Below are 20,856 nucleotides of genomic sequence, written 5' to 3'. Positions count from 1 at the left end.
CTCAGCTCTCCTTTCGAGCACTGGTCAAGCGGCCGAACAACAGCCGGTAGCCGAGGTACAGCGTCAGCGACAACAGCACCTGCACCGTGGCCAGCACCGCCGCACCCGGCAGATCGAACGTCACGATCCCGCGCGTATAGATCAGCGCCGGCAGCGTGATCACGCCCTTCGCGCCGGTGAACAACACGATGCCGAACTCGTTGAGCGTCAACAGCAGGGTGAGACTCCCACCGGCCGCCAGCGCCGGCCACGCCTCCGGCATGACCACCTGCCGCAGCACCCGCCACGGCGAAGCCCCCAGGCTCGACGCCACATCCAGCTGCTCCCGCGGCAATTGCGCGAACGCCGCCAGCAGCGGCCGCACCACGAAAGGCGTGAAAAACGTTATCTCCGCGACGATCACGCCCCACGGCGTGGACAGGAAGTTCAGCGCGTGCGACTTGTCGCCCGTGATCTTGGTGATGAGCGCGTTCACCGCACCGGCCGTGCCGTACAGAAAGGTGAACGACAACGTCACCAGGAACGACGGCAACGTCAGCACCGAATCGATGAGCCGCCCCACCAACTGCGAACCCGGAAACGGCACGAACGCCAGCACGATAGCCAGGAACGTCCCCAGCACCAGGCACCCGGCCGTCGAACTCACCGCAATGGATATGGTGCGCCACAACGCATTCCGGAACGACTCCTCGGCCAGCACCTTCGACCAGGTCCCGGCCTTGGTCGACTCCAGCAGCACCCGCACGATCGGATACGCGGCAATGAACAGCACCACCAGCACCGGCGGCAGCGTCCAGGCAATCGGCCGCCACGCGCGGTGTGGCCCACGAGCCTCGGGCGCAGCTGGGGGAGAGGAGGATTCGAGCAGCGCGGTCATGACCGCACCTCGGGTCCGTCTGCGGCTGCGGCGGTTCCGATGGCCGGCGGCACCAGGACGCCCGCCGGATCCGCGAACCGCACGCTGACCTTGTCGCCGACGGTGAGCGGGCTGTGGCCGGGCACATCGGCGGTGACCTCGGCCGGGATACCGTCGATATCGAGGTGCAGGCGGGTCGAGGCGCCCTTCCAGACGCTGGTGATCACGGTGCCGCGCAACGCATCCCGCTCGGTGAGGGGCACGATCCGCACCGTATGCGGCCGGACCACCAGCGCCGCATCGGCATTGGGCACCCAGTCCGGGCGGCCGACACTCGGCGGGGGCGCATCGGCGCGCAGCGTGTGCTCGCCGACACTGACCAGCGCCGCGGTTCCCGTCACGTGATTCACGGTGCAGGGCAAAAGATTAGCGCCGCCCAGGAAGGAGGCGGTGAATTCGGTGGACGGTTGCTGCCACAGATTCTGCGCGGTGTCGATATCCACCAGCCGCGCATCCCGCATGACGGCGATCCGGTCGGCCAGCGCCAGCGCCTCCGACTGATCGTGCGTCACATAGAGCATCGCCGTATCCGGCAAGGCCTGCCGCAGCTGCTGGAGTTCGCCGAGCATGTTCTGCCGCAGCTGCGCGTCGAGCGCCGCCAGCGGTTCGTCCAGCAGCAGCACCTTCGGCCGGATGGCCAGTGCCCGCGCGATGGCGACGCGCTGCTGCTGACCGCCGGACAGTTCGCGCGGCAGTCGTTTGCCGTACGCGCTCATCCCGACCATGTCGAGGGCTTCGGTGACGCGTGCCCCAATTTCATTGCGCGCCACCCGATGTGCCTTGAGTCCGAAGGCGACATTGTCGTGCACCCGCATGTGCGGGAAGAGCGCGTACGACTGCACCACCACCCCGATGCCACGCTTGGCAGGGGAGAGGTCGGTGACATCCCGGCCGGCCAGCCGCACCGCACCCGAGGTGGGCCGGACGAATCCGGCCAGCGCCTTGAGCGCGGTGGACTTGCCGGAACCACTGGGCCCGAGCAGCGCGACCGTCTCCCCGGCGGCGACCCGCAGGTTGAAATCGGCCAGTGCGACAGTGCTTTTCCGGCCGCGACCGTAGGTGACACCGACCCGGTCGAACACGATGGCGGGTTCGGCGGCGGTGGCCGCGGCCACCGTGGAGGTCGTCGCAGGGGAGGACATGGTTGCTGCTCCTGGGCTCGGTGGGATTAGCTGCCGGTGGCCTTCGAGTACGCCGCGACATCGGAGTCGAGGTCGTCGACGACCTTGTTCCAGTCGGGGTGCACCACGGTCACGTTCTTGATCACCTGCGCCGGGGACGGACCGTTACCGGTCACGGGGGCGTCGGCCAGCTCCTGGCGGGCCGGCATCGCGAAGGCGTCCGGCAGGGTCTTCTGTGCGTCGGCCGACAGCATGAAGTCCATCAGCTTCTTCCCGGCGTCCGAGTGCGGCGCACCCTTGGCCAGGCCCATCGCGTACGGCAGCGCCACGGTCGACTGCTTGCCGTCATTGCCGGCGGGGAAGAACACGGTGAACTTCGAGCCGTCCTTGACCGAGGCCAGGTTCATCTGCACATCGCCGTTCGCGACGAGCAGTTCGCCCTTGTCCACCTTCGGCTGCAGCTTGCCGGTCGAGGCCGACGGGCCGACATTGTTGGCCTGCAGCTTGCCCAGGTAGTCCAGGGCGCCCTGCTTGCCGTACAGCTGCTGCAGCAGTACCAGCACGGCGGTGCCGTCACCGGCCTGGCCGGGGGTCGAGTACTGCAGCTTGCCCTTGTAGTCGGGCTTCAGCAGGTCGTCCCAGGTCACCTTGGCGGTGTTGACATTCACCGACGGGTTGGCGATCCAGCAGAGGTAGTTGCCCGCGAGGGTGACCCAATTGCCGTCCGTGGCCTTGTCGGTGGCGGCGACCGAGCTGAAATCGACGCCGCTGGCCTGCAGCAGGCCCGACTTGTCGGCCTTCTGGATGAACGGCGGCAGCGTGACGACGATATCGGCCTGCGGGTTGGACTGTTCCTTCTCGACCCGGCTCACGACCTCGCCGGAGCCCGCCTCCACGTAGTTGACGGCAATGCCGGTCTGGTCCTTGAACTTCGCGAACAGCGGCTTGTACCAGTCGCCGAGACCGTCCGCGGAGTAAACGGTGACGGTCTTGCCGCCGCTGGAGTCGGTGCCCGTGCCGCCGCAGGCGGTGAGGCCGAACGCGACCGCGGCCGCCGAGGTCAGGACGAGCGCGGTGCGAGCGATGCTGCGTGCGAGGCGGTTGTTCGTATTACGCACGGTGACTGCAACTTTCAGTTCGTGGGAGCTGGGATCGAAGGGACAGGGGAGATCCCGCCTGGCCGGCGGAACGTTGAGCGGGTCAGCCGCGCTCGGCCAGCAGCAGCCGGGCGAACTCCGCGACACTCGGCACCACATGAGTGGCGCCGGCGGCACGCAGCTGTTCCTCGTCGTGCGCGCCGGTGAGCGTGCCCGCGACGATCCGCGCGCCCGCCGCCAGCCCGGTGGCGATGTCACTGGCGGTATCACCGAGCACCGCAACCCGATCCACGGCGTCGATCTCGAGCCGCAGCAGGGCGGTGAGCACCATGTCCGGGTAGGGGCGGCCACGCCCGGCATCGGACGGGGCCAGGGTGAGGTCGGCGATGTCGTGCCAGCCCAGCGCATTCAACAGCTTGTCCTGCGTCTCCCGGCTGAAACCGGTGGTCAGCGCCACCTTGATGCCGGCGGCCCGCAAGGCCGAAATAGCCTCGGCGGCACCCGGAATCGGCTCGACGCCGGCATTGGCGAACTCGGCGTAGGCCGCCTCGAAGGCGTGGTTGGCGGCCTGGGCGCGGTCCTCGTCGTCACCGAGCAGCGCCCGGAAGACGACGATCTTGGACTGTCCCATGGTGTCGATCACGTACTGCCGGGCCGTATCGCGCTCGGGCCCCTCGGCGGGAATGCCCGCGGCCGTGGCGGCCTGCTCGAAGGCCCGCAGCACGAGCCCGTCATCCGCGACGGTGGTGCCGGCCATATCGAGGACGGCCAGGTCGATCTGCTTGTCGGACAAGATGTCTGTTCCTATCTGTCGGCAGTGCAGCTGTGTAGTTCGAAGCTTCGGGTTCAGAGATTCAGCAGGTCGGCGGTTTCCTCGCCGAGCGCCGGGCCGAGGGTCATGCCGCGCCCGCCGGGGCCGGTGACGACCCAGACGTTGTCGGAAGCCTGTGCGCGCGTGACGATCACGCCCGGATCGATGGACTGGCTGTACACGCCCGCCCAGCGCCGCACCACGGTCGGCAGCTTGCGGCCGAGCAGTTCCTCGGCGACGGCGGTGAGGTGCTCGTAGGGCCCCTCGTCCACGTCGAAGGCGAAGGGCTCCTCGTATTCGTGGGTGTCGCCGATGGTGAGCCCGCCGTGCAGGCGCTGCACGCAGAGCAGCTGCATCTTGTGCTGTGCGGCCGTGAACGGCTGCGCCTCTTCACGATTGAGGCGGTCCAGTTCGGCCCCGGCGAAGGCCGGGTAGTAGCGGAAGCTGTCGCCGTCGGCGACGGCGGTGGTGAGGGCCTCGCCCAGCGGCGCGGTCTGCATCATCTGCAACCGCACGCGGCGTACCGGAATATCGCCCACCAGTTCACGAGTCAGGCCGGAGTGCGCGGCGCCCGGGCAGACCAGGACGAGATCGCCCTCGTGGCGGCGGCCGCGGTCGTCGACGACGGTGCTGCCGGTGATGCTGCGCGCCTCGGTACCGCCGAAGAAGGTGTAGCGGTCGCTGGCCTCCATGTAGCGGCGCAGCGCGGGCAGCGCCTGCCGGGATTCCACGGCGGCGTCCGACGAGCAGTGCAGTCCGGCAATGAATTTGCCGCGCAGCGCGGGGTTCACGGCGCGCACCCGTTCCGGATCGAGCAGTTCGAAGCCGCGTTCGGCGGCGGACGCGTGCGCGACGGCGGCCTCGGCGACGGCGAGTTCGTTCTGGGTGCGGACCAGGGTGATGGAGCCCGCGGGCCGGAATCCGACGCCCGGCACCTTGCCGCCGATCTCCTCCCAGAGTTGACGGGAGCGCAGCGTGATCTCCAGTTCGTTCGCGCTGCGCCCGGATACCCACACCAATCCGAAGTTGCGGACGGTGGCGCCGCGCGCCTCGACCTCCCGCTCCAGGTGGATCACTTCATGACCGCGTCCGATCGCGGCCAGGGCGTGGGCAGTGCCGAGTATGCCGCCTCCGATGATGACCAATCGCATGCCGACCATCGTGGGCAATGGTCTAGACCTACGGGTGTTTCGTATGGAAACGCCAGGTTAAAATTTGGTATAGACCAATCTCGGGTACGCTGAGGGTATGGACACAACGGAGATCACCGGGGTGGGGACTCGGCGCGGCACAGGCACCGCGCTGAGTGAATTGTCCAGCGTGGGCGATATTTCCGAATTCAGCCGCATGCCCAAGTCCTACCGCGTGCGCACCGAACTGGAATCCCTGCTCGCCGAACTACACGAAGGCGACCAACTACCCTCGGAACGCGACCTGGCCGTCCGCTGCGGCGTCGCCCGCGAGACCGTACGCCAGGCATTACGGGAACTATTGGTGGAAGGCCGGATCCGCCGCAAGGGCCGCGGCACCGTCGTCTCCCGCCCCAAAATGGTGCAGCCCCTGTCCCTCCGCTCCTACACCGAAGGCGCGCTGAGATTCGGCCGCACACCCGGCCGTCTCCTCGTCAGCTGGACCGATATCCCCGCCGACGCCGACCTCGCCCACGATCTGGCGGTAGCCCCCGGCGACCTCGTCATGCACCTGGAACGAGTGCTGCTGGCCGACGGCGAACGCATCGGCCTGGAAAGCACCTGGATGCCGTTGCCGCGCTTCGCCTTCCTGCGCGACACCTACGACCCCTCGACCTCGCTGTACACCGCCACCCGCGCCAGCGGCGTCGTCTACGTCTCGGCCACCGAACGCATCGAAACCATGCTCGCCTCGCCCCGCGAAGCAGCACTCTTGGAATGCACCACGGCCCTCCCGATGCTGCTGCTACACCGCCGCAGCATCGACGCCGAAGGCATCCCGATCGAACGCGTGCGGTCGCTGTACCGCGGCGACCGCATCGCGTTCCAGGCCACCCTGCGCGACTACTAGCGGCATCACGCCGACTGGGCGTCCAGCCAGTCGAAGATGCGCTGGTGGGTCAGCAGCATCGTGCCCGCGTGGCAGTGCTCACCGGCGCCCTCCGCCTCGGTGCCGACGATCAGATCCTTCTTGCAGGTGAGCGCCTCGTAGACCTGGGGCGCCTGACCCTGGAAGAACAGGTCGTTCTCGGCATCGAGAACCAGTGTGGGGCACTGGATTCCGGTGATCACATCGGCGAGCGTGTAGGCCGCCGTGCGGCGGACGTAGTCGGCGGGTGAGGAGGCGCCGAAGGTCCACACGCCATTGCGCATCGCCCAGCGGGTGGTGGTGCTCACCGCCATGACCAGGCCGGCCACACTGTTCGCATCCTCGTCGCGACCGGCCGCGATCCACTCCGACAGGAACGGCGGCATCACCCGGGTGTGGGCGGCGTGGTAGTCGAACAGGCCGTCATTGAGGATCAACGCCTGGACGCGGTGCTCGAACGCGGCGGCGCGGGCGGTCAGGTAGCCGCCGAGGCTGTAGCCGAACAAGGAGATTCGCGCCGCATCCACTTCCGGAAGCGTGAGCGCGAAGTCCACGACGGGGGTGATCACGGCCTCCCAATCCGGACGGAACGGCAGACCCTGCTCGCGGATCACCGCGCCCTGACCGGGGCCGTCGAAGGCGAGTACGTGGTAGCCGCGCGCCAAAGCGGCTGCGGCGAGGGCGAAGTACGCCTCTTCGAGGGTGGAGTCGAAACCGCTGTTGAAGATGATGGTCGGCCGCGGCGCACCCGAATCGTCCACCAGGAACAGGTAGCCGGGCAGCGTGGTGTCCTCGTAGGGGATCGCGACCGAGCGGACCGGCGTATCCATGAGTTCCGCTGCCCGCGCGAAGGTTTCGCGGGACAGGCGGGACAGCTCCTGGGCCTTCGGGTCGTGGGCCGGATCGTCACGCAGGTAGAACTCGGCGGTCCGGTAGTAGTTCGAGGCGCGCAGCAGTGCCTCCCGGGCGCTGACCCGCCGCCCCGCGGCCGCGCTGGAAGTGGCAATGGCGTGCACGCGGCGAGCGGTCGCCTCCCACTCGCGCTCCCAAGCCGCCTCGTCGCCCTCGGGGATGCGGCTCGCGGTGGAGATGACCTCGCCGAGATCCGCGCCGGCATAGCTGGCGAACCCCGCCGCGCGCAGCGCCTCATAGGAGAAAGAGTCGTCGTCGAACAGGAACTTCATGACCGTGACCTCTCGTTTTACGTCGATACGACTCCGTTTCGTCGTACGAGAAGAACGGTAGACCGGTCCACGTCGAAACGCAACCGTATCGACGTTGGTACAGTGCTCGGCATGAGCGAGGAATCCGGCCCCCGCACCCGCAAACCCGCGGGAGCAGCCGTCATGCAACCCCAAGTGACCGCCGCCATCCGCATGGCGGCCTTCCAAGAACTGGCCGAAGTCGGCTACGGCAAACTCTCCATGGAAGCCGTGGCCCGCCGCGCGGGCGTCAGCAAACCGACCCTGTATCGCCGCTGGTCCACCAAGGAAGAACTCGTCATCGCTCTGGTCACGGAAGTCGCCATCGACTCCGCCGAACCGCCCGACACCGGATCCATCCGGGGCGACCTACGCACCTTCCTCGCCACCGCCGCTACCGGAATGTCGAATCCCCTTGCCTCCCGGATCATTCCGGACCTCCTGGCTCAAGCGGTCCGTTCTCCGGCTCTCGCTGTCGCGCTCCAATCCGGTGTGGGTCAGGAACGCCGGGCCCGGGCTGCTCAGATACTCACCCGTGCCATCGGTCGTGGCGAGCTTCCGGAAACCTTGAATCTCGAACTGGCACTGGACTTCATGCTTGCGCCGCTCTTCTGGCGGGTCCTCCTGGGTGGCGATCCCACCGTCGGTGTCTACCTCGACGAACTAACCACTATGGTGCTCGCGGCTTACGGCTCTATCTGAAAACACTTGTATCACAACGGATTTGCTATGGATCGAACGGGTGTTCGATAGTAGAATTGTGCTATGACCACCGGGGGAATCCTCGTCACCGACGACGCCACTGCAGCGTTTACCGCTGCGGTCGACGCCCTCAGTGAGTTGAACCCGGTCCGGTTGACCGATGCTGAACTCACTCAGGCGTTGCGTGAGATCGAAAGTGACAAGCGCCGTTTGGTGACCGTCGAGCATCGCTTGATCATCGAGATCGAGCAGCGCAATATCCCTGAGAAGGTCGGCGCGAAGACCACCGCCCGCTACCTTGGGGAAGTTCTGCGGCTGTCCAATGCTGACGCCTGTGCTCGCGTGAACGCCGCCAAGGTGCTGAGCCCGCGACTGGTGTCCGGTGAAGTCCTCGAACCGGTGTTGCCGTGCACTGCCGCAGGGCAAGCGGCCGGGGAGATCTCGGCTGATCATGCGAGTCGGATCGCGAAGATCGTGCATCGGATCCCGGCCAGTGTCTCTGTCGCGCAGAAGGAATCGGCTGAAGCTCAGCTTGCTGAGTATGCGCGTACCGGCTGGCCCGATGATCTGCCGAAACTCGGTGACCGCATCCTCGGGTTCCTCGACCCCGATGGCGTGCTCGTCGACGACAAGGATCGCCAGCGCATGCGCGAACTCACTATCGGTAAGCAGCGCGTGGACGGGATGTCCCCGATTCGTGGTGAGGTCACTCCCGAGTTGCGTGCCCTGCTGGATCCGGTACTGGCCAAGCTGGCCCGGCCGGGTTTGTGCAATCCCGAAGACGCTGAAAGCCCCTGGACCGGTGGGGATTCCGTCTCGCCCGAGGTGCTCGAGGCGTGTGCCAGGCGTGACACTCGTAGTGCTGGGCAGCGTAATCATGATGCGCTTGTGGCGTTGTTGCGCCCGGAGATGGGTCCGGCCGATCTCGGGCAGCATCGTGGCCTGCCGGTGAGCACGATTGTCACCATGACCATTGCTGAGGTCGAGGCTGCCGCCGGTGTGGCCACCACTGCCTCGGGCGGGCGGATCTCGGTACCGCAAGCGTTGAAGTTGGCAGAGCAATCGATTCCCTGGCTGGCTGTGTTCAACCAGAAGGGCATGCCCTTGCATCTGGGCCGGGGTACTCGGCTGGCCAATGCTGCTCAACGGCTGGCGCTGATCGCCGCTGAGCGTGGCTGCACCCGCCCCGGCTGTGACGCACCCGCGACCCTGTGTCAGGTCCACCACGTCACCGAATGGGCCGCCGGTGGTCTTACCGATATCGAGAACCTAACGCTGGCTTGCGATACCTGCCACGCGCGCGTTCACGACGGGCCGGGTGGCTGGAAAACCGTGAAACTGGGCAAGAATTCGCCGTGGCCCGGGCGTACCGGCTGGATCGCGCCTGCCCATATCGACCCCAGCGGCACCCCGCGAGTCAACCACCGCCACCACGCCAAAGAAATGCTCGACAACTCGGCGGCGTGAAAGACAAAAACCAAAAGACAAGGGACAAAGATGAAAAGCCGGAAGTGTGGTGGCGTCGCCTGCCCTACCGGACCTGGGCTGACGCCGAGCTGGGAGCCGTAACCCACCGATCCCAGCCCACGGACCGCACGTATCACCTTTCAAAGATTGGTTTTTCATCTCGAGAAGGTGATGCGTGCAGTCCGTGGGCCGGAACCGAGGATCACGGCTCCCAACTGGGCGTCAGCCCCAGTCCGGCAGGGCAGACGACCCAGCCACACTTCCGGCTCTTGATCTTTGTCTTGATCTTTTATCTCTTCAACGCACTTGTGGCGCAACCTTTTCGCCAAGGAGGGCGATGCTATGCAGCACCTTCTCGTGGGGCAAGGTACCGACACTGGTATGCAGCATGAACCGATCCAGCCCAAGAGTGTCACGGACATCCGCGATCTTCTCCGCAACATAATCCGGCGTACCGAGGAACAACGAACCCTCAGGCGACCGAAGCCCATCGAACTGAGCGGGAGTCATCGGACCCCAGCCACGTTCACGCCCGATCCCGGACATAGCCCGCGCATACGACTTGTAGAAGTCACCGACAGCTTCCTTCTCGGTCTCCGCGACGTACCCGTGCGCGTGCACCGCCACCGGCTGCGGCTCATGCCCGCCCTCGTCCAGCGCCCGGTGATACAGATCCACCAGCGGCTTGAACCGCGCAGGCTGCCCGCCGATGATGGCAATAGCCAGCGGCAGACCCAGCAGCCCCGCCCGAACCACGGACTCCGGGCTCCCACCCACCGCGATCCACACCGGCAGCGGCCGATTATCGGTCCGCGGATACACCACGGCATCCTGCAGCGGCGCCCGGAACTTGCCGGACCAGGTGACCGGCTCGTCCTCGCGGATCTTCAACAGCAGCGCCAGTTTCTCTTCGAACAGATCGTCGTAGTCGGAGAGGTCGTAGCCGAACAGCGGGAAGCTCTCGATGAACGATCCACGCCCCGCCATGAGTTCGGCCCGGCCGCCCGAGATTCCGTCGAGCGTCGAGAAATCCTGATACACCCGCACCGGATCATCCGAGCTGAGCACCGTTACCGCGCTGGTCAATTGAATGCGCTCGGTCCGCGAAGCAATAGCGGCCAGCACCACGGCAGGCGCGGAGGCCGCGAAGTCCTTCCGGTGATGCTCGCCCACGCCGTACACGTCGAGCCCTGCGTTCTCGGTGGCCACAGCCTCCTCGACCACCTGCCGCAACCGCTCGCCCGCAGTCGGCACCGGCCCGTCTCCGCTCACCGGATGGGTCTCGGCGAATGTCGTCAATCCCAGTTCCACGGCCTGCGCCCCGCTCTCTTTCTCGGATGTTTCCAAGTCAACCAGAAGCATAAACGGACCGTGGTCCGGAAAGATTCCCTCCCGCTCAGCCCACCCAAATCCACTGGACGCAACCCCCGGCACAGTGAAACACCCACCCCATCGCGGCCACGCCCACCCCTGCCACCGCAGCCGCCCGCAACCCTGCGCCCAATGCACAGCTCCCAGAACACCTCGGCGTCCGAGCCCTCCGCTCCCATGAATAGTGGTGGGGTACACGCTCGCCTTCGGGTCGTTGATGCTCTCGGCCGAGCATGTGGCGGATGTTTATGGTCGGCGGCGCGCATTTCTGTCTGGCGCAGTGGTGTTCCCGGTGGCGGTCGTCATCGCCTTCCTGGCATTGCTTCTCGTCCTGCCGATACGGGCGCTGGGCAGGGTGGGCGGCGCGGAACGCTAGTCTTGATCCATGTCAGTGCGCACCCGCCAGCCCCTCGTTCCCGGGACCCAGTCGCCCATTCGCGAGGTGCCGAAATCCATCGAGCGGCCCGAGTACGTCTGGAAGAAGACCGCCAACGAGGGCCACGAGCCCTGGGTGCAGACGCCGGAGACCATCGAGAAGATGCGCCTCGCGAGCAAGATCGCGGCGCAGGCTCTGGAAGAAGCCGGTAAGGCCGTCGCGCCGGGCGTGACGACCGATCGCCTCGACGAGATCGTGCACGAGTACCTGTGCGATCACGGCGCGTACCCGTCGACGCTGGGCTACAAGGGATTTCCCAAGTCCTGCTGCACCTCGCTCAATGAGGTCATCTGCCACGGGATTCCGGACTCGACCGTCATCGAGGACGGCGACATCGTGAACATCGATGTCACCGCCTACATCGACGGCGTGCATGGCGACACCAACAAGACCTACCTCTCGGGCAACGTGGACGAGGAGGTGCGCCTGCTGGTCGAGCGCACCGAAGAGGCCACCATGCGCGCCATCAAGGCCGTCAAGCCCGGCCGCGCCCTCAATGTGATCGGCCGGGTCATCGAGGCCTACGCGAACCGCTTCGGCTACGGCGTGGTCCGCGACTTCACCGGCCACGGCGTCGGCCCCACCTTCCACAGCGGACTCGTCATCCTCCACTACGACAACCCCGCCGTGGAAGCCGTCATCGAACCCGGCATGACCTTCACCATCGAGCCCATGATCAACCTCGGCGGCATCGACTACGAGATCTGGAACGACGGCTGGACCGTCGTCACCAAGGACCGCAAGTGGACCGCCCAGTTCGAGCACACCCTCGTAGTAACCGACGAAGGCGCAGAAATCCTCACGCTGCCGTGAGCAAAAGGGGAAACGGGGGCCCGGCCCCCGAACCCCCGGCACCCGGGGAGCACTGGACAAACGCAGGCTCAACACCCGAACTCCCGCTGCCCGGACGGCGTGGAGGCAATGCTGGATTCGCTCGAGAGCGCCTGTCGAACGCCGCCTGCCCTCTCTGGCACGTGGTAAACGGTGGCCGAGGAAGGGGCGCGGGCTTCGTCCCACAACGCCAGGCAAGCGGGGGGAGCGGGAGATTCACGCTTCATGGCCCGGTCGGTGGGGAGCGGTTGTGAAGGGTGCTTTGCTGGTGGCCGGGACTACCTCGGACGCGGGGAAAAGTGTTGTGGTGGCAGGGCTTTGCCGGCTGCTCGCGCGGCGGGGCGTGTCCGTGGCGCCGTTCAAGGCGCAGAATATGTCCAACAACTCGGTGGTCACGCTCGATGGTGGGGAGATCGGGCGAGCTCAAGCTGTGCAGGCGCGGGCCTGTGGGCTGGAGCCGAGTGTGCGGTTCAATCCGGTGTTGCTGAAGCCCGGGAGTGATCGGCGGTCGCAGCTGGTTGTGCGGGGGAAGGCGATCGATACGGTCGGGGCCAAGGATTACTTCCGGCATCGGCAGGAGTTGCGGGCCGTCGTCGCGGAGGAATTGGCTTCGCTGCGCGACGAATTCGATGTCGTCATCTGTGAAGGGGCCGGGTCGCCCGCTGAAATCAATTTGCGGGCAACGGATCTGGCCAATATGGGGCTGGCTCGTGCGGCTGAGCTACCGGTCATTCTCGTGGGCGATATCGATCGCGGGGGTGTGCTGGCGCATCTCTTCGGGACCGTCGCGATTCTGGAGCCCGAGGATCAGCGGTTGATCGCCGGATTCGTCATCAACAAGTTCCGGGGTGACGTGGACCTGTTGAAGCCCGGTCTGGATCAGTTGGAGGCGCTCACCGGCCGCCCCACGCTGGGCGTCATTCCGTTCACCGATGAGCTCTGGATCGACGCCGAGGACTCGCTGAGCACCGTGTCCGACGCGCCCGTCGGCCGGCCTCTCCCGCCGGTGGGGTCCGAGTGGCTGACCGTCGCCGCTCTCCGGCTGCCGCGGATTTCGAACTCCACCGATGTCGAGGCCCTGGCCTGTGAGCCCGGCGTCGCCGTCCGCTGGGCGACCGATCCCTCCCGCCTCGCCGGCGCCGATCTGGTCGTCGTGCCCGGCAGTAAATCCACCGTGAGTGATCTGGAGTGGTTGCACCGCACCGGAATCGCCGATGCCCTCACCGCCCGCGCGGCGGCCGGCGGTCCGATTCTCGGCATCTGCGGCGGCTATCAGATGCTCGCCCGCACGATCGACGATCGCGTGGAGTCCGCCGCGGGCACGGTGCCCGGCCTCGGCCTGTTAGATCTGGAGATTGTGTTCGACGATCCCAAGGTTCTACGCAGGTCGTCGGGCCGTGTGCTGGATCATGGCGGGGCCGCCGGTAATAATGATCTCCCTGTCCACGGCTATGAGATCCACCACGGCCGTGTTCGCGGTAATAGCGACAAGCCCTGGCTCGAACTCGACGGTGAACCGGAAGGCAGTGTGCGCGGAGCGATCTGGGGCACCCATCTGCACGGCGCCTTGGAGTCCAACGAGTTCCGCCGCGCCTGGCTGCGCGAAGTGGCCGCCCAGGCAGGTCGCCCGGGTTTCGTTGTGGCCGAGGATGTTTCAGTGGCAGAAGTGCGCAACGGGCAGCTGGATCTGCTCGCGGATCTGCTGGAGAAGCATCTCGATCGAGCCGCCTTGGAGCAGATCATCGACGGCAGCGCCCCGACCGGTCTCCCGGTTCTTACGACCTATAAGTGACGCCGATCACAGAAATCCGGACGACACCGGCTCCGCTACTCCCGATGCCGTGTAGTTTTTATCAACATGGAATCTCGGCGGATCACGGTCGGTGACCGCGTGTGGACGGTGCGTATAGGCGGCCCCCAAACCCGGCACCACGTCCTCCTGCTGCCCGATGCGGGCGACCCGGCCGACGTATATGACCAGGTCTGCACCCGGTTGCAGACCTCGGACCTGCAGACCATCGCGCTCGAATCGGCCGAAGGCCTCGACGCCGATACCGCGCTGGCCATCCTCGACGAGTTGAAGGTGTCCTACGCCAATCTCGTCGGCCGCGGCAGTGGCGCGCAACTGGCCTGGCAACTCGCGGCCCGCGGCGGATTCCGCCGCTTCATGAGCCTCATCGTCGCCGACAACGGCCACCCGGCCGCCGCGGACGCGGACGGCGTCGTCGCCGACGCCACCTGCCCCCCGGTCGAAATCCCCACCACCGTGCTGGCCACCAAGCGCCTCCCGCGCCAGGTGGCCGAGGCCTCCAGCCGCTTCGTCTACGGCGAATTCCGGCTCGTCCCAATGGATGTCACCGACGTGGCCGGCGAAGCCAGCCACGAACTGGCCACCGAGATCGTGCTCCGCACCAGCCTCTGGTGAAGGTGCGTTGCGCGGCCGCGCTGAGCCGCGCAGTGCGATCTGTGCTTTGACCCCGATGAGTTGCTGCGCAACCGGCCGAACGACCCGTTGCGCAGCCCCTACAACCCCGGCACAGCCGCTACGCGCCCGCCTCCGGCGCCGTGGCCAGCCATTCCAGCCAGGAATCCAGTTCCTTGAACGCCGCCGTGCGCGGCTGCTCCGAGGACAGGAACACGTCGTGGCGGGCGCCCTCGATCGGCACGATATTGGTCCGCTCACCCAGGCAGCCCGACCAGCGCTGGATCTGCTGCACATCCAGCACCACATCCGACACGTCCGCGGCCGGCCCGTACTTGCGCATGAACTTGGTCACCTTCGACCGCAGGATCAGCGACGGCGCACCGATATCCAGGCCCTGATGCAGCCGCAGATGCCCGCGGCGGATGGCGCGCAGCCAGCCCGCGTGAACGGGGAAGCCGGTCAACGGCTTCCAATCCAGGTTGTAATCCCATTCGCCGGACACGCTGCGGTGCAGGCTGTCTCCGTAGGTGCTGGCCTCGCCGAGCGGTAGCCGTGCGAATGCCCGCAACCGGCCCAGCCCCTCCAGCACGGCGGTCCCCACCGAGCGGTAGTACGACGGCCCCTGCAGGTCGAACCACGGGCTGTTGAGCATCAGGCCCGTGATGCCCTGCGCGCGTGTGCCGCCCGTACCGTTCAGCCGGTTCAGCCACAGCGAGGTGACCAGGCCGCCCGTCGAGTGCGCCATGATCAGCAGCGGCAGGCCCGTCTCCTCGCGGATGATCTTCAGCGACCGGTTCAGTTCCGCGTCGTAGAGCGCCAGATCGCTCACGAAGTGCGGCGTCTGCCCCTTGCGGGTCGACCGCCCGCACTTGCGCAGATCCAGCGCGTAGAAGGCGTACCCCTGCGCGGCCAGGTGCTCCGCCAGGTGCTCCTGGAAGAAGTAGTCGGTGAAACCGTGTACGTACAGCACGGCTTTCGTGGCGGTCGGGGCCTGGGCGGGCGTATAGCGGACCAGTGTGGCGACCACATCGCCCTGCCCGTCCGGATCCGGCCCGAGCGGGATGGTGAGCTGCTGGTAGTCGGCGCCGAGCACGTCGGGCTGCCAGGCTCCGGTGGCCGGAATCGCCGGAATCGACTCGGATGAAGGGGCGGATGACGTATCGGAGGTCACATGCCCAATCTAAACTCCGTCGTACGGAAGTGAACCCGCGAGGTATCTCTCACATTCGGCCTTTTCGTTGCGGGATTTCCTCGTGTCCAGGGGCACAATCGAGCGTAGGTGAACGACGGGTAACCTAACTGCCGCTGGGTTGCCCGAACTATGGACAAGGAAGTCGACTAACGCCGTGTCGAACGCTGCCACGATTCAGAAGACCGATGTAGTACTCATCGGGGCCGGCATTATGAGCGCCACTCTGGGCGCCTTGCTCCGGCAGGTCCAGCCGGACTGGTCGATCACCATGTTCGAGCGCCTCGATGCCGCCGCACCCGAGAGCAGCGACCCGTGGAACAACGCGGGTACCGGCCACTCCGCGCTGTGCGAGCTCAACTACACGCCGCAGAACGCCGACGGATCCGTCGACGTCTCCAAGGCCATCGACATCAACGAGCGCTTCCAGGTGTCGCGCCAGTTCTGGTCCTACGCCGCCGAGAACGGCGTGCTCGCGACCACGAACTTCATCAACCCGATCCCGCACGTGAGCTTCACGCACGGCGCGGACGGCGTGGACTACCTGCGCAAGCGCTACGAAGCGCTGTCGCGGCACCCGCTGTTCGAGGGGATGCAGTTCATCGACAGCCCGGACGAGTTCACCAAGCGGCTGCCGCTCATGGCCAAGGGCCGGGACTTCTCCGACCCGGTCGCCCTGAACTGGACCGATTACGGCACCGATATCGACTTCGGTGCGCTCACCAAGGAACTGCTCGCCTACCTGGGCCGCACCGATGCGGACATCGCGTTCGGGCACGAGGTGCGCAACCTGTCCAAGCAGTCCGACGGCTCCTGGCTGGTGAAGGTCCGCAACCTGCGCACCGGCAAGGACCGCGTCCTCAGCTCCAAGTTCGTCTTCGTCGGTGCGGGCGGCTACGCGCTGCCGCTGCTGCAGAAGTCGGGCATCAAGGAGATGAGCGGCATCGGTGGTTTCCCGGTGTCGGGTCTGTTCCTGCGCTGCAACAACCCCGCGCTGATCTCGCAGCACGAGGCCAAGGTGTACGGCAAGGCCGCCGTCGGCGCGCCGCCGATGTCGGTGCCGCACTTGGACACTCGCGTCATCAACGGTGACCGCGGCCTGCTGTTCGGCCCCTACGCCGGCTGGACCCCCAAGTTCCTCAAGGACGGCAAGCTCACCGACCTGTTCGGCTCGGTCAAGCCGAACAACCTGTTCTCCATGCTCGGCGTCGGCGTCACCGAGCTCGGCCTGGTCAAGTACCTGGTCTCCGAGCTGCTCAAGTCGCCGGCCGGACGCGTGCACTCCATGGAGGAGTTCATTCCGCGTGCCGAAGGGCACGATTGGGAGCTCATCATGGCCGGGCAGCGGGTGCAGGTCATCCGGCGTAAGGGCGCGGGCGGCGTGCTGGAGTTCGGCACCGCCGTCATCACCGCCGAGGACGGGTCGATCGCCGGTCTGCTGGGCGCGTCCCCGGGCGCGTCGACCGGTGTCAGCGCCATGCTGGACGTCATGCAGAAGTGCTTCCCGCGCGAATATGCCTCGTGGGAGCCGAAACTCAAGGAAATGGTGCCGTCCCTCGGGCTCAAGCTGTCGGAGAACCAGGCCCTGTTCCGCGAGGTGTGGGACTGGTCCAACAAGGCCCTCCACCTGGACGATGCCAACACGCCCAAGCATGCAGGGGTCGACTCTCACGCCTAGGTGTGATAGCAACGGGCGATGATGTCAACGGTTGCTCTCAAACGGTCGTGGTCCCAAGACCTGGATACCGCGACGCTGTACAAGCTGTTGAAACTTCGCGTCGAGGTTTTCGTGGTCGAGCAGAAGTGCGCTTACCCGGAGTTGGACGGATTCGACCTGCTGCCGGAAACGCGCCACTTCTGGCTCGATGACGAGGACGAGGCCATCTGCACCCTGCGCCTCATGGAAGAGCACGAGGACGGGGTGAAGTCCTTCCGTATCGGCCGCCTCTGCACCACCCCCGCGGCGCGCGGCCACGGCTACACCACCCGCCTGCTGCAGGCCGCACTGGCCGAGGCCGGCTCGGCCACCGTCCGCCTCAACGCCCAGACCTACCTGGTCGACATGTACACCAAGCACGGCTTCAAGACCGACGGCCCGGAGTACATCGAGGACGGCATCCCGCACATCCCCATGCGCCGCGGCTAGCCCCTTCTTCACCGCCAACAGGTCAGCCCGTCCACACGGCCGCTGCGCCCGCCCCCAAGGCCCGCGCAGCGGCCGTGCTGCGTAGTTGGCCGACGCCGGCTGTATTTGCCCCGCTGGGTGGAGTCAACGCGGTGCAGGCCGCGATTGCCGGCGGGTAGGGGTTGCAGATGCTGCGTCCGGGTTTGTCAGGGCTCTACGCCCCAGGGGTCGTCGATTGCGATGCCCCAGGAGTCGTCGCCGCGGCGGCGGAGGACGTCGGTGCTGGTGGCTGCCATCATGACGGGTCGGCCGTCGGGGCGGACGCCGGTGAGGCGCCAGGCGGTGACCACGAAGGCTACGTCGCCGGCGATCACTACGCGGCGTACGTCGTTCTGGAGCTGCGGGTGCAGGCCGGCCAGTTCGGCCAGCGCGCCTCGGATGTCGTCCCGGCCGATCAGCGGATCACCGCCTGGCGCAAAGTAATACACGGCATCGGGCTCGTAGAGTGCCGCCGCGTCGTCGGGGCGGCCGTCGGCTATTGCTGCCCCGCGCAGCGACAACACTGCCTCGGGTGTGCAGGCGCGCGGTTCGGGCTTTTCGTCGAGTGGCGCGGTCATCGGGCCCTCCCCGCACGCTCGATCATCGGTGGCTGCCATTCGGGTACACAGATTTCGCAAGCCATATCGCCATCATCCGCCCGCTAGCAGCATGTTGGCGCTCGGATCCCGATGCGCGGTGGCGAGCAGTCTGCCGGCTGGATCACCAGGGCTCGTATGCGCCGATGCGCATGCCCCGCGACCGGGGGCCGGAGGCGGCGCGCATAGAGTTGGGGCGTGTCGGTTTCTCCTGTGGCTTACTCCGAAAGTGTCGGTGCGACATCCCGTGACGATGCCGGGTTCCCGTTCTCCGCGGTGGTGGGGCAGGAACGGTTGCAGCTGGCGCTGATCCTGTGCGCTGTCCACCCGGGCATCGGCGGCGTGCTGGTGCGTGGGGAGAAGGGGACCGCGAAATCGACCGTGGTGCGCGCGCTGGCCCAGCTGCTGCCGCCCGTGGTCGACGAGACCGGGGCGCGACCCGCGAAGCTGGTGGAGCTGCCGGTCGGCGCGACCGAGGACCGGGTGGTCGGATCGCTGGATCTGGAGCGCGTGCTGCGCGACGGTGAACAGGCATTCAAGCCCGGCCTGCTGGCCGCCGCTCACCACGGCGTCCTGTACGTCGACGAGGTGAACCTGCTGCACGACCATCTGGTGGACGTGCTCCTCGATGCCGCCGCCATGGGCCGCGTGCACATCGAACGCGATGGCGTATCCCATTCGCACCCCGCACGATTCGTGCTCGTCGGCACCATGAACCCGGAGGAAGGCGAACTCCGCCCGCAGCTGCTGGACCGCTTCGGCCTCACCGTCGACGTCGTCGCCTCCCGCGAGGTCGACGTCCGCATGGCCGTCGTCCGCCGCCGCCTCGACTACGAGGCCGACCCCGCCGCCTTCGCCGACCGGTACGCGCCCGCGGATCGTGAAGTGGCCGAACGCATCCTGACCGCCCGCGACCACCTCCCCGCCGTCGCCCTCGACAACACCGAACTCCGCCGCATCGCCGCCCTCTGCGCCACCTTCGACGTCGACGGCATGCGCGCCGATCTCGTAGTCGCCCGCACCGCCACCGCCCACGCCGCCTGGCGCGGCAGCGAGACCGTCACCGAGGCCGACGTCCGCATCGCCGCCGAACTTGCCCTGCCCCACCGGCGTCGACGCGACCCCTTCGACGAACCGGGCATTACCGAACAGCAACTCGACGAGGCGATGAAGTCAGCCGCCGAGGAAGCCGCTCGTGAGGGTGGCGACAGCCTGGGAAAAGATGAGGCGGTCCCGGCCGACGGCCAGGGATCGCAAGATCAGGCTGTAGCGCAGGACGATTCGCTCGGCGGCGAGGAAGACGGTGGCGCCGCACCGCAGGGTTCCGGCGGAGCCGATGCGAGCGCCGGCGGGCTCGATGACCGCGGCGCCGACCCGCAGCGGCTCGACGACCGGGCCACCGACTCACAACAGCTCGACGGCCTAGACGCGGCCGACAACCCCAGTGCGCCTGACTGCACCTGCGATCGCGCGGATTGCCCGTGCGCTCGCTGGGATCGCGCCTGCAGCAATCCAGACTGCCCGTGCGGCAGCCCGGAGGAGATGGGCAACCCTGGCCCGGATTCGAATGGAAGCGGCCGGAATTCGTCCGATCATGCACAACCCTCCAGCGAGGATGGCCGCAATCAGCATGGCGGCTCTCCCCGTGAGGGTCGCATCGCCGCCCCGACCGGCATGCTCGCCAAGCCACCCCGCTGGGAAGTCCCCGGCGTAGGCGAGGGCGCCCCCGGCCGCCGCTCCCGCGCCCGCACCCGTCACGGCCGCGTAGTCCGCGCCAGCGACGACACCACCACCGGCCTCCACCTGCTCGGCACCATCTTCGCCGCGGTCCCGCACCAGCATTCCCGCGGCCGCCTCACCGGCCCCCTCGCCTTCGAACCCCCCGACCTGCGCGGCGCGTATCGCGAAGGCCGCGAAGGCAATCTGGTCGTCTTCGTGGTCGACGCCTCCGGCTCCATGGCCGCCCGAGACCGCCTCTCCGCCGTCACCGGCGCGGTGGTCGCCCTACTCCGCGACGCCTACCAGAGCCGCGACAAGGTAGCCGTGATCACCGTCCGCGGCCAGCATGCCGAACTCGTCCTCCCCCCGACCTCCTCGGTCGACATAGCCGTCCGCCGCCTGGCCGGCATCCGCACCGGCGGCAAAACCCCACTCGCCCAAGGCCTCCTGAAGGCCCGCGAGGTAATCCACCGAGAACGAGTCCGCGACCCCCACCGCCGTCCCCTCCTCGTCCTCCTCACCGACGGCCGAGCCACCGGCGGCACCGACCCCGTCCCGCGAGCCCGCACGGCCGCCCGCCTCCTCGCCCGAGACCACACCACCGCCATGGTCATCGACTGCGAACGCGGCATGATCCGCCTCGGCCTGGCCCGTGACCTGGCCACCGAACTCCGCGCCGGCTACCTCCAACTAGCCGACCTCACAGGCGATTCCGTAGCCGGCCTCGTCCGAGCCACCCGGGCGGCCTGAC

The 20,856-nt window shown here is 67.2% G+C and carries 19 protein-coding genes; 10 read left to right on the top strand and 9 right to left on the bottom strand.

Features of this window, described 5'->3' with window-relative positions; genetic code table 11:
- Window position 1: 1 nt before the first annotated feature.
- From ACH438_RS07755 to ACH438_RS07735, 5 genes are all read right to left on the bottom strand, one after another.
- Complete coding sequence (locus ACH438_RS07755; protein ID WP_397002455.1) at window positions 2–877, bottom strand: 2-aminoethylphosphonate ABC transporter permease subunit; 876 nt, start codon at window positions 875–877, stop codon at window positions 2–4.
- Window positions 874–2,058, bottom strand: coding sequence for an ABC transporter ATP-binding protein (locus ACH438_RS07750; RefSeq protein WP_397002453.1), 1,185 nt, complete (start codon window positions 2,056–2,058; stop codon window positions 874–876). Before ACH438_RS07750 ends, ACH438_RS07755 begins: the two co-directional genes overlap by 4 nt.
- A gap of 26 nt (window positions 2,059–2,084) precedes the next feature.
- On the bottom strand, window positions 2,085–3,155 hold the full coding sequence (locus ACH438_RS07745; RefSeq protein WP_397002451.1) for a 2-aminoethylphosphonate ABC transporter substrate-binding protein: 1,071 nt from the start codon (window positions 3,153–3,155) through the stop codon (window positions 2,085–2,087).
- Window positions 3,156–3,237: 82 nt separating this feature from the next.
- The gene (locus tag ACH438_RS07740) at window positions 3,238–3,927 is read right to left on the bottom strand and encodes a phosphonatase-like hydrolase (protein ID WP_397002449.1); all 690 of its coding nucleotides are present in this window, start codon (window positions 3,925–3,927) and stop codon (window positions 3,238–3,240) included.
- 53 nt (window positions 3,928–3,980) lie between these two features.
- Complete coding sequence (locus ACH438_RS07735; RefSeq protein ID WP_397002447.1) at window positions 3,981–5,096, bottom strand: TIGR03364 family FAD-dependent oxidoreductase; 1,116 nt, start codon at window positions 5,094–5,096, stop codon at window positions 3,981–3,983.
- 178 nt (window positions 5,097–5,274) lie between these two features.
- Here ACH438_RS07735 and ACH438_RS07730 point away from each other — a divergent pair, with 178 nt between their 5' ends.
- A complete protein-coding gene (locus ACH438_RS07730; RefSeq protein ID WP_397003676.1) occupies window positions 5,275–5,985 on the top strand; it encodes a GntR family transcriptional regulator in 711 nt (236 codons plus the stop codon).
- A 5-nt stretch (window positions 5,986–5,990) separates the two neighbouring features.
- On the opposite strand, the gene ACH438_RS07725 is transcribed toward ACH438_RS07730, so the two are convergent.
- Complete coding sequence (locus ACH438_RS07725; RefSeq protein WP_397002445.1) at window positions 5,991–7,187, bottom strand: alpha/beta hydrolase family protein; 1,197 nt, start codon at window positions 7,185–7,187, stop codon at window positions 5,991–5,993.
- A gap of 111 nt (window positions 7,188–7,298) precedes the next feature.
- Here ACH438_RS07725 and ACH438_RS07720 point away from each other — a divergent pair, with 111 nt between their 5' ends.
- Together ACH438_RS07720 and ACH438_RS07715 are read left to right on the top strand one after the other, a co-directional pair.
- Complete coding sequence (locus tag ACH438_RS07720) at window positions 7,299–7,907, top strand: TetR/AcrR family transcriptional regulator (protein WP_397002443.1); 609 nt, start codon at window positions 7,299–7,301, stop codon at window positions 7,905–7,907.
- A 63-nt stretch (window positions 7,908–7,970) separates the two neighbouring features.
- On the top strand, window positions 7,971–9,374 hold the full coding sequence (locus ACH438_RS07715; protein ID WP_397002441.1) for a DUF222 domain-containing protein: 1,404 nt from the start codon (window positions 7,971–7,973) through the stop codon (window positions 9,372–9,374).
- Between the two features lie 297 nt (window positions 9,375–9,671).
- Here the strand turns inward: ACH438_RS07715 and ACH438_RS07710 are convergent, their stop codons facing one another.
- Complete coding sequence (locus tag ACH438_RS07710; RefSeq protein ID WP_397003674.1) at window positions 9,672–10,685, bottom strand: LLM class flavin-dependent oxidoreductase; 1,014 nt, start codon at window positions 10,683–10,685, stop codon at window positions 9,672–9,674.
- 247 nt (window positions 10,686–10,932) lie between these two features.
- Here ACH438_RS07710 and ACH438_RS07705 point away from each other — a divergent pair, with 247 nt between their 5' ends.
- From ACH438_RS07705 to ACH438_RS07690, 4 genes are all read left to right on the top strand, one after another.
- The gene (locus tag ACH438_RS07705) at window positions 10,933–11,121 is read left to right on the top strand and encodes a hypothetical protein (protein WP_397002439.1); all 189 of its coding nucleotides are present in this window, start codon (window positions 10,933–10,935) and stop codon (window positions 11,119–11,121) included.
- Between the two features lie 9 nt (window positions 11,122–11,130).
- Window positions 11,131–11,994: a type I methionyl aminopeptidase gene (gene map, locus ACH438_RS07700; protein ID WP_397002437.1), complete on the top strand. Its 864-nt coding sequence runs from the start codon at window positions 11,131–11,133 to the stop codon at window positions 11,992–11,994.
- Window positions 11,995–12,262: 268 nt separating this feature from the next.
- Window positions 12,263–13,804 (top strand): cobyric acid synthase, encoded by a 1,542-nt coding sequence (locus ACH438_RS07695; RefSeq protein ID WP_397002435.1) that lies wholly within the window; start codon window positions 12,263–12,265, stop codon window positions 13,802–13,804.
- A 66-nt stretch (window positions 13,805–13,870) separates the two neighbouring features.
- Entirely contained in the window at window positions 13,871–14,437 is a 567-nt protein-coding gene (locus tag ACH438_RS07690) for an alpha/beta hydrolase (protein ID WP_397002433.1), read from the top strand.
- A 118-nt stretch (window positions 14,438–14,555) separates the two neighbouring features.
- Here the strand turns inward: ACH438_RS07690 and ACH438_RS07685 are convergent, their stop codons facing one another.
- Window positions 14,556–15,560 carry an alpha/beta hydrolase gene (locus ACH438_RS07685; RefSeq protein WP_397003672.1) on the bottom strand — a complete coding sequence of 335 codons (1,005 nt, stop codon included), beginning with the start codon at window positions 15,558–15,560 and terminating at the stop codon, window positions 14,556–14,558.
- 223 nt (window positions 15,561–15,783) lie between these two features.
- On the opposite strand from ACH438_RS07685, the gene mqo reads away from it, so the two are divergent.
- Entirely contained in the window at window positions 15,784–17,304 is a 1,521-nt protein-coding gene (gene mqo / locus ACH438_RS07680; protein WP_397002431.1) for a malate dehydrogenase (quinone), read from the top strand.
- 18 nt (window positions 17,305–17,322) lie between these two features.
- Complete coding sequence (locus ACH438_RS07675) at window positions 17,323–17,772, top strand: GNAT family N-acetyltransferase (protein ID WP_397002429.1); 450 nt, start codon at window positions 17,323–17,325, stop codon at window positions 17,770–17,772.
- Between the two features lie 185 nt (window positions 17,773–17,957).
- Here the strand turns inward: ACH438_RS07675 and ACH438_RS07670 are convergent, their stop codons facing one another.
- Window positions 17,958–18,368, bottom strand: coding sequence for a YybH family protein (locus ACH438_RS07670; RefSeq protein ID WP_397002427.1), 411 nt, complete (start codon window positions 18,366–18,368; stop codon window positions 17,958–17,960).
- 216 nt (window positions 18,369–18,584) lie between these two features.
- On the opposite strand from ACH438_RS07670, the gene ACH438_RS07665 reads away from it, so the two are divergent.
- A complete protein-coding gene (locus ACH438_RS07665; protein ID WP_397002425.1) occupies window positions 18,585–20,855 on the top strand; it encodes a magnesium chelatase subunit D family protein in 2,271 nt (756 codons plus the stop codon).
- Window position 20,856 lies beyond the last annotated feature (1 nt).

Source organism: Nocardia sp. NPDC020380, from assembly GCF_044386975.1.
Taxonomy (GTDB): domain Bacteria; phylum Actinomycetota; class Actinomycetes; order Mycobacteriales; family Mycobacteriaceae; genus Nocardia.
This window is presented reverse-complemented; position numbering and strand designations above follow the sequence as displayed.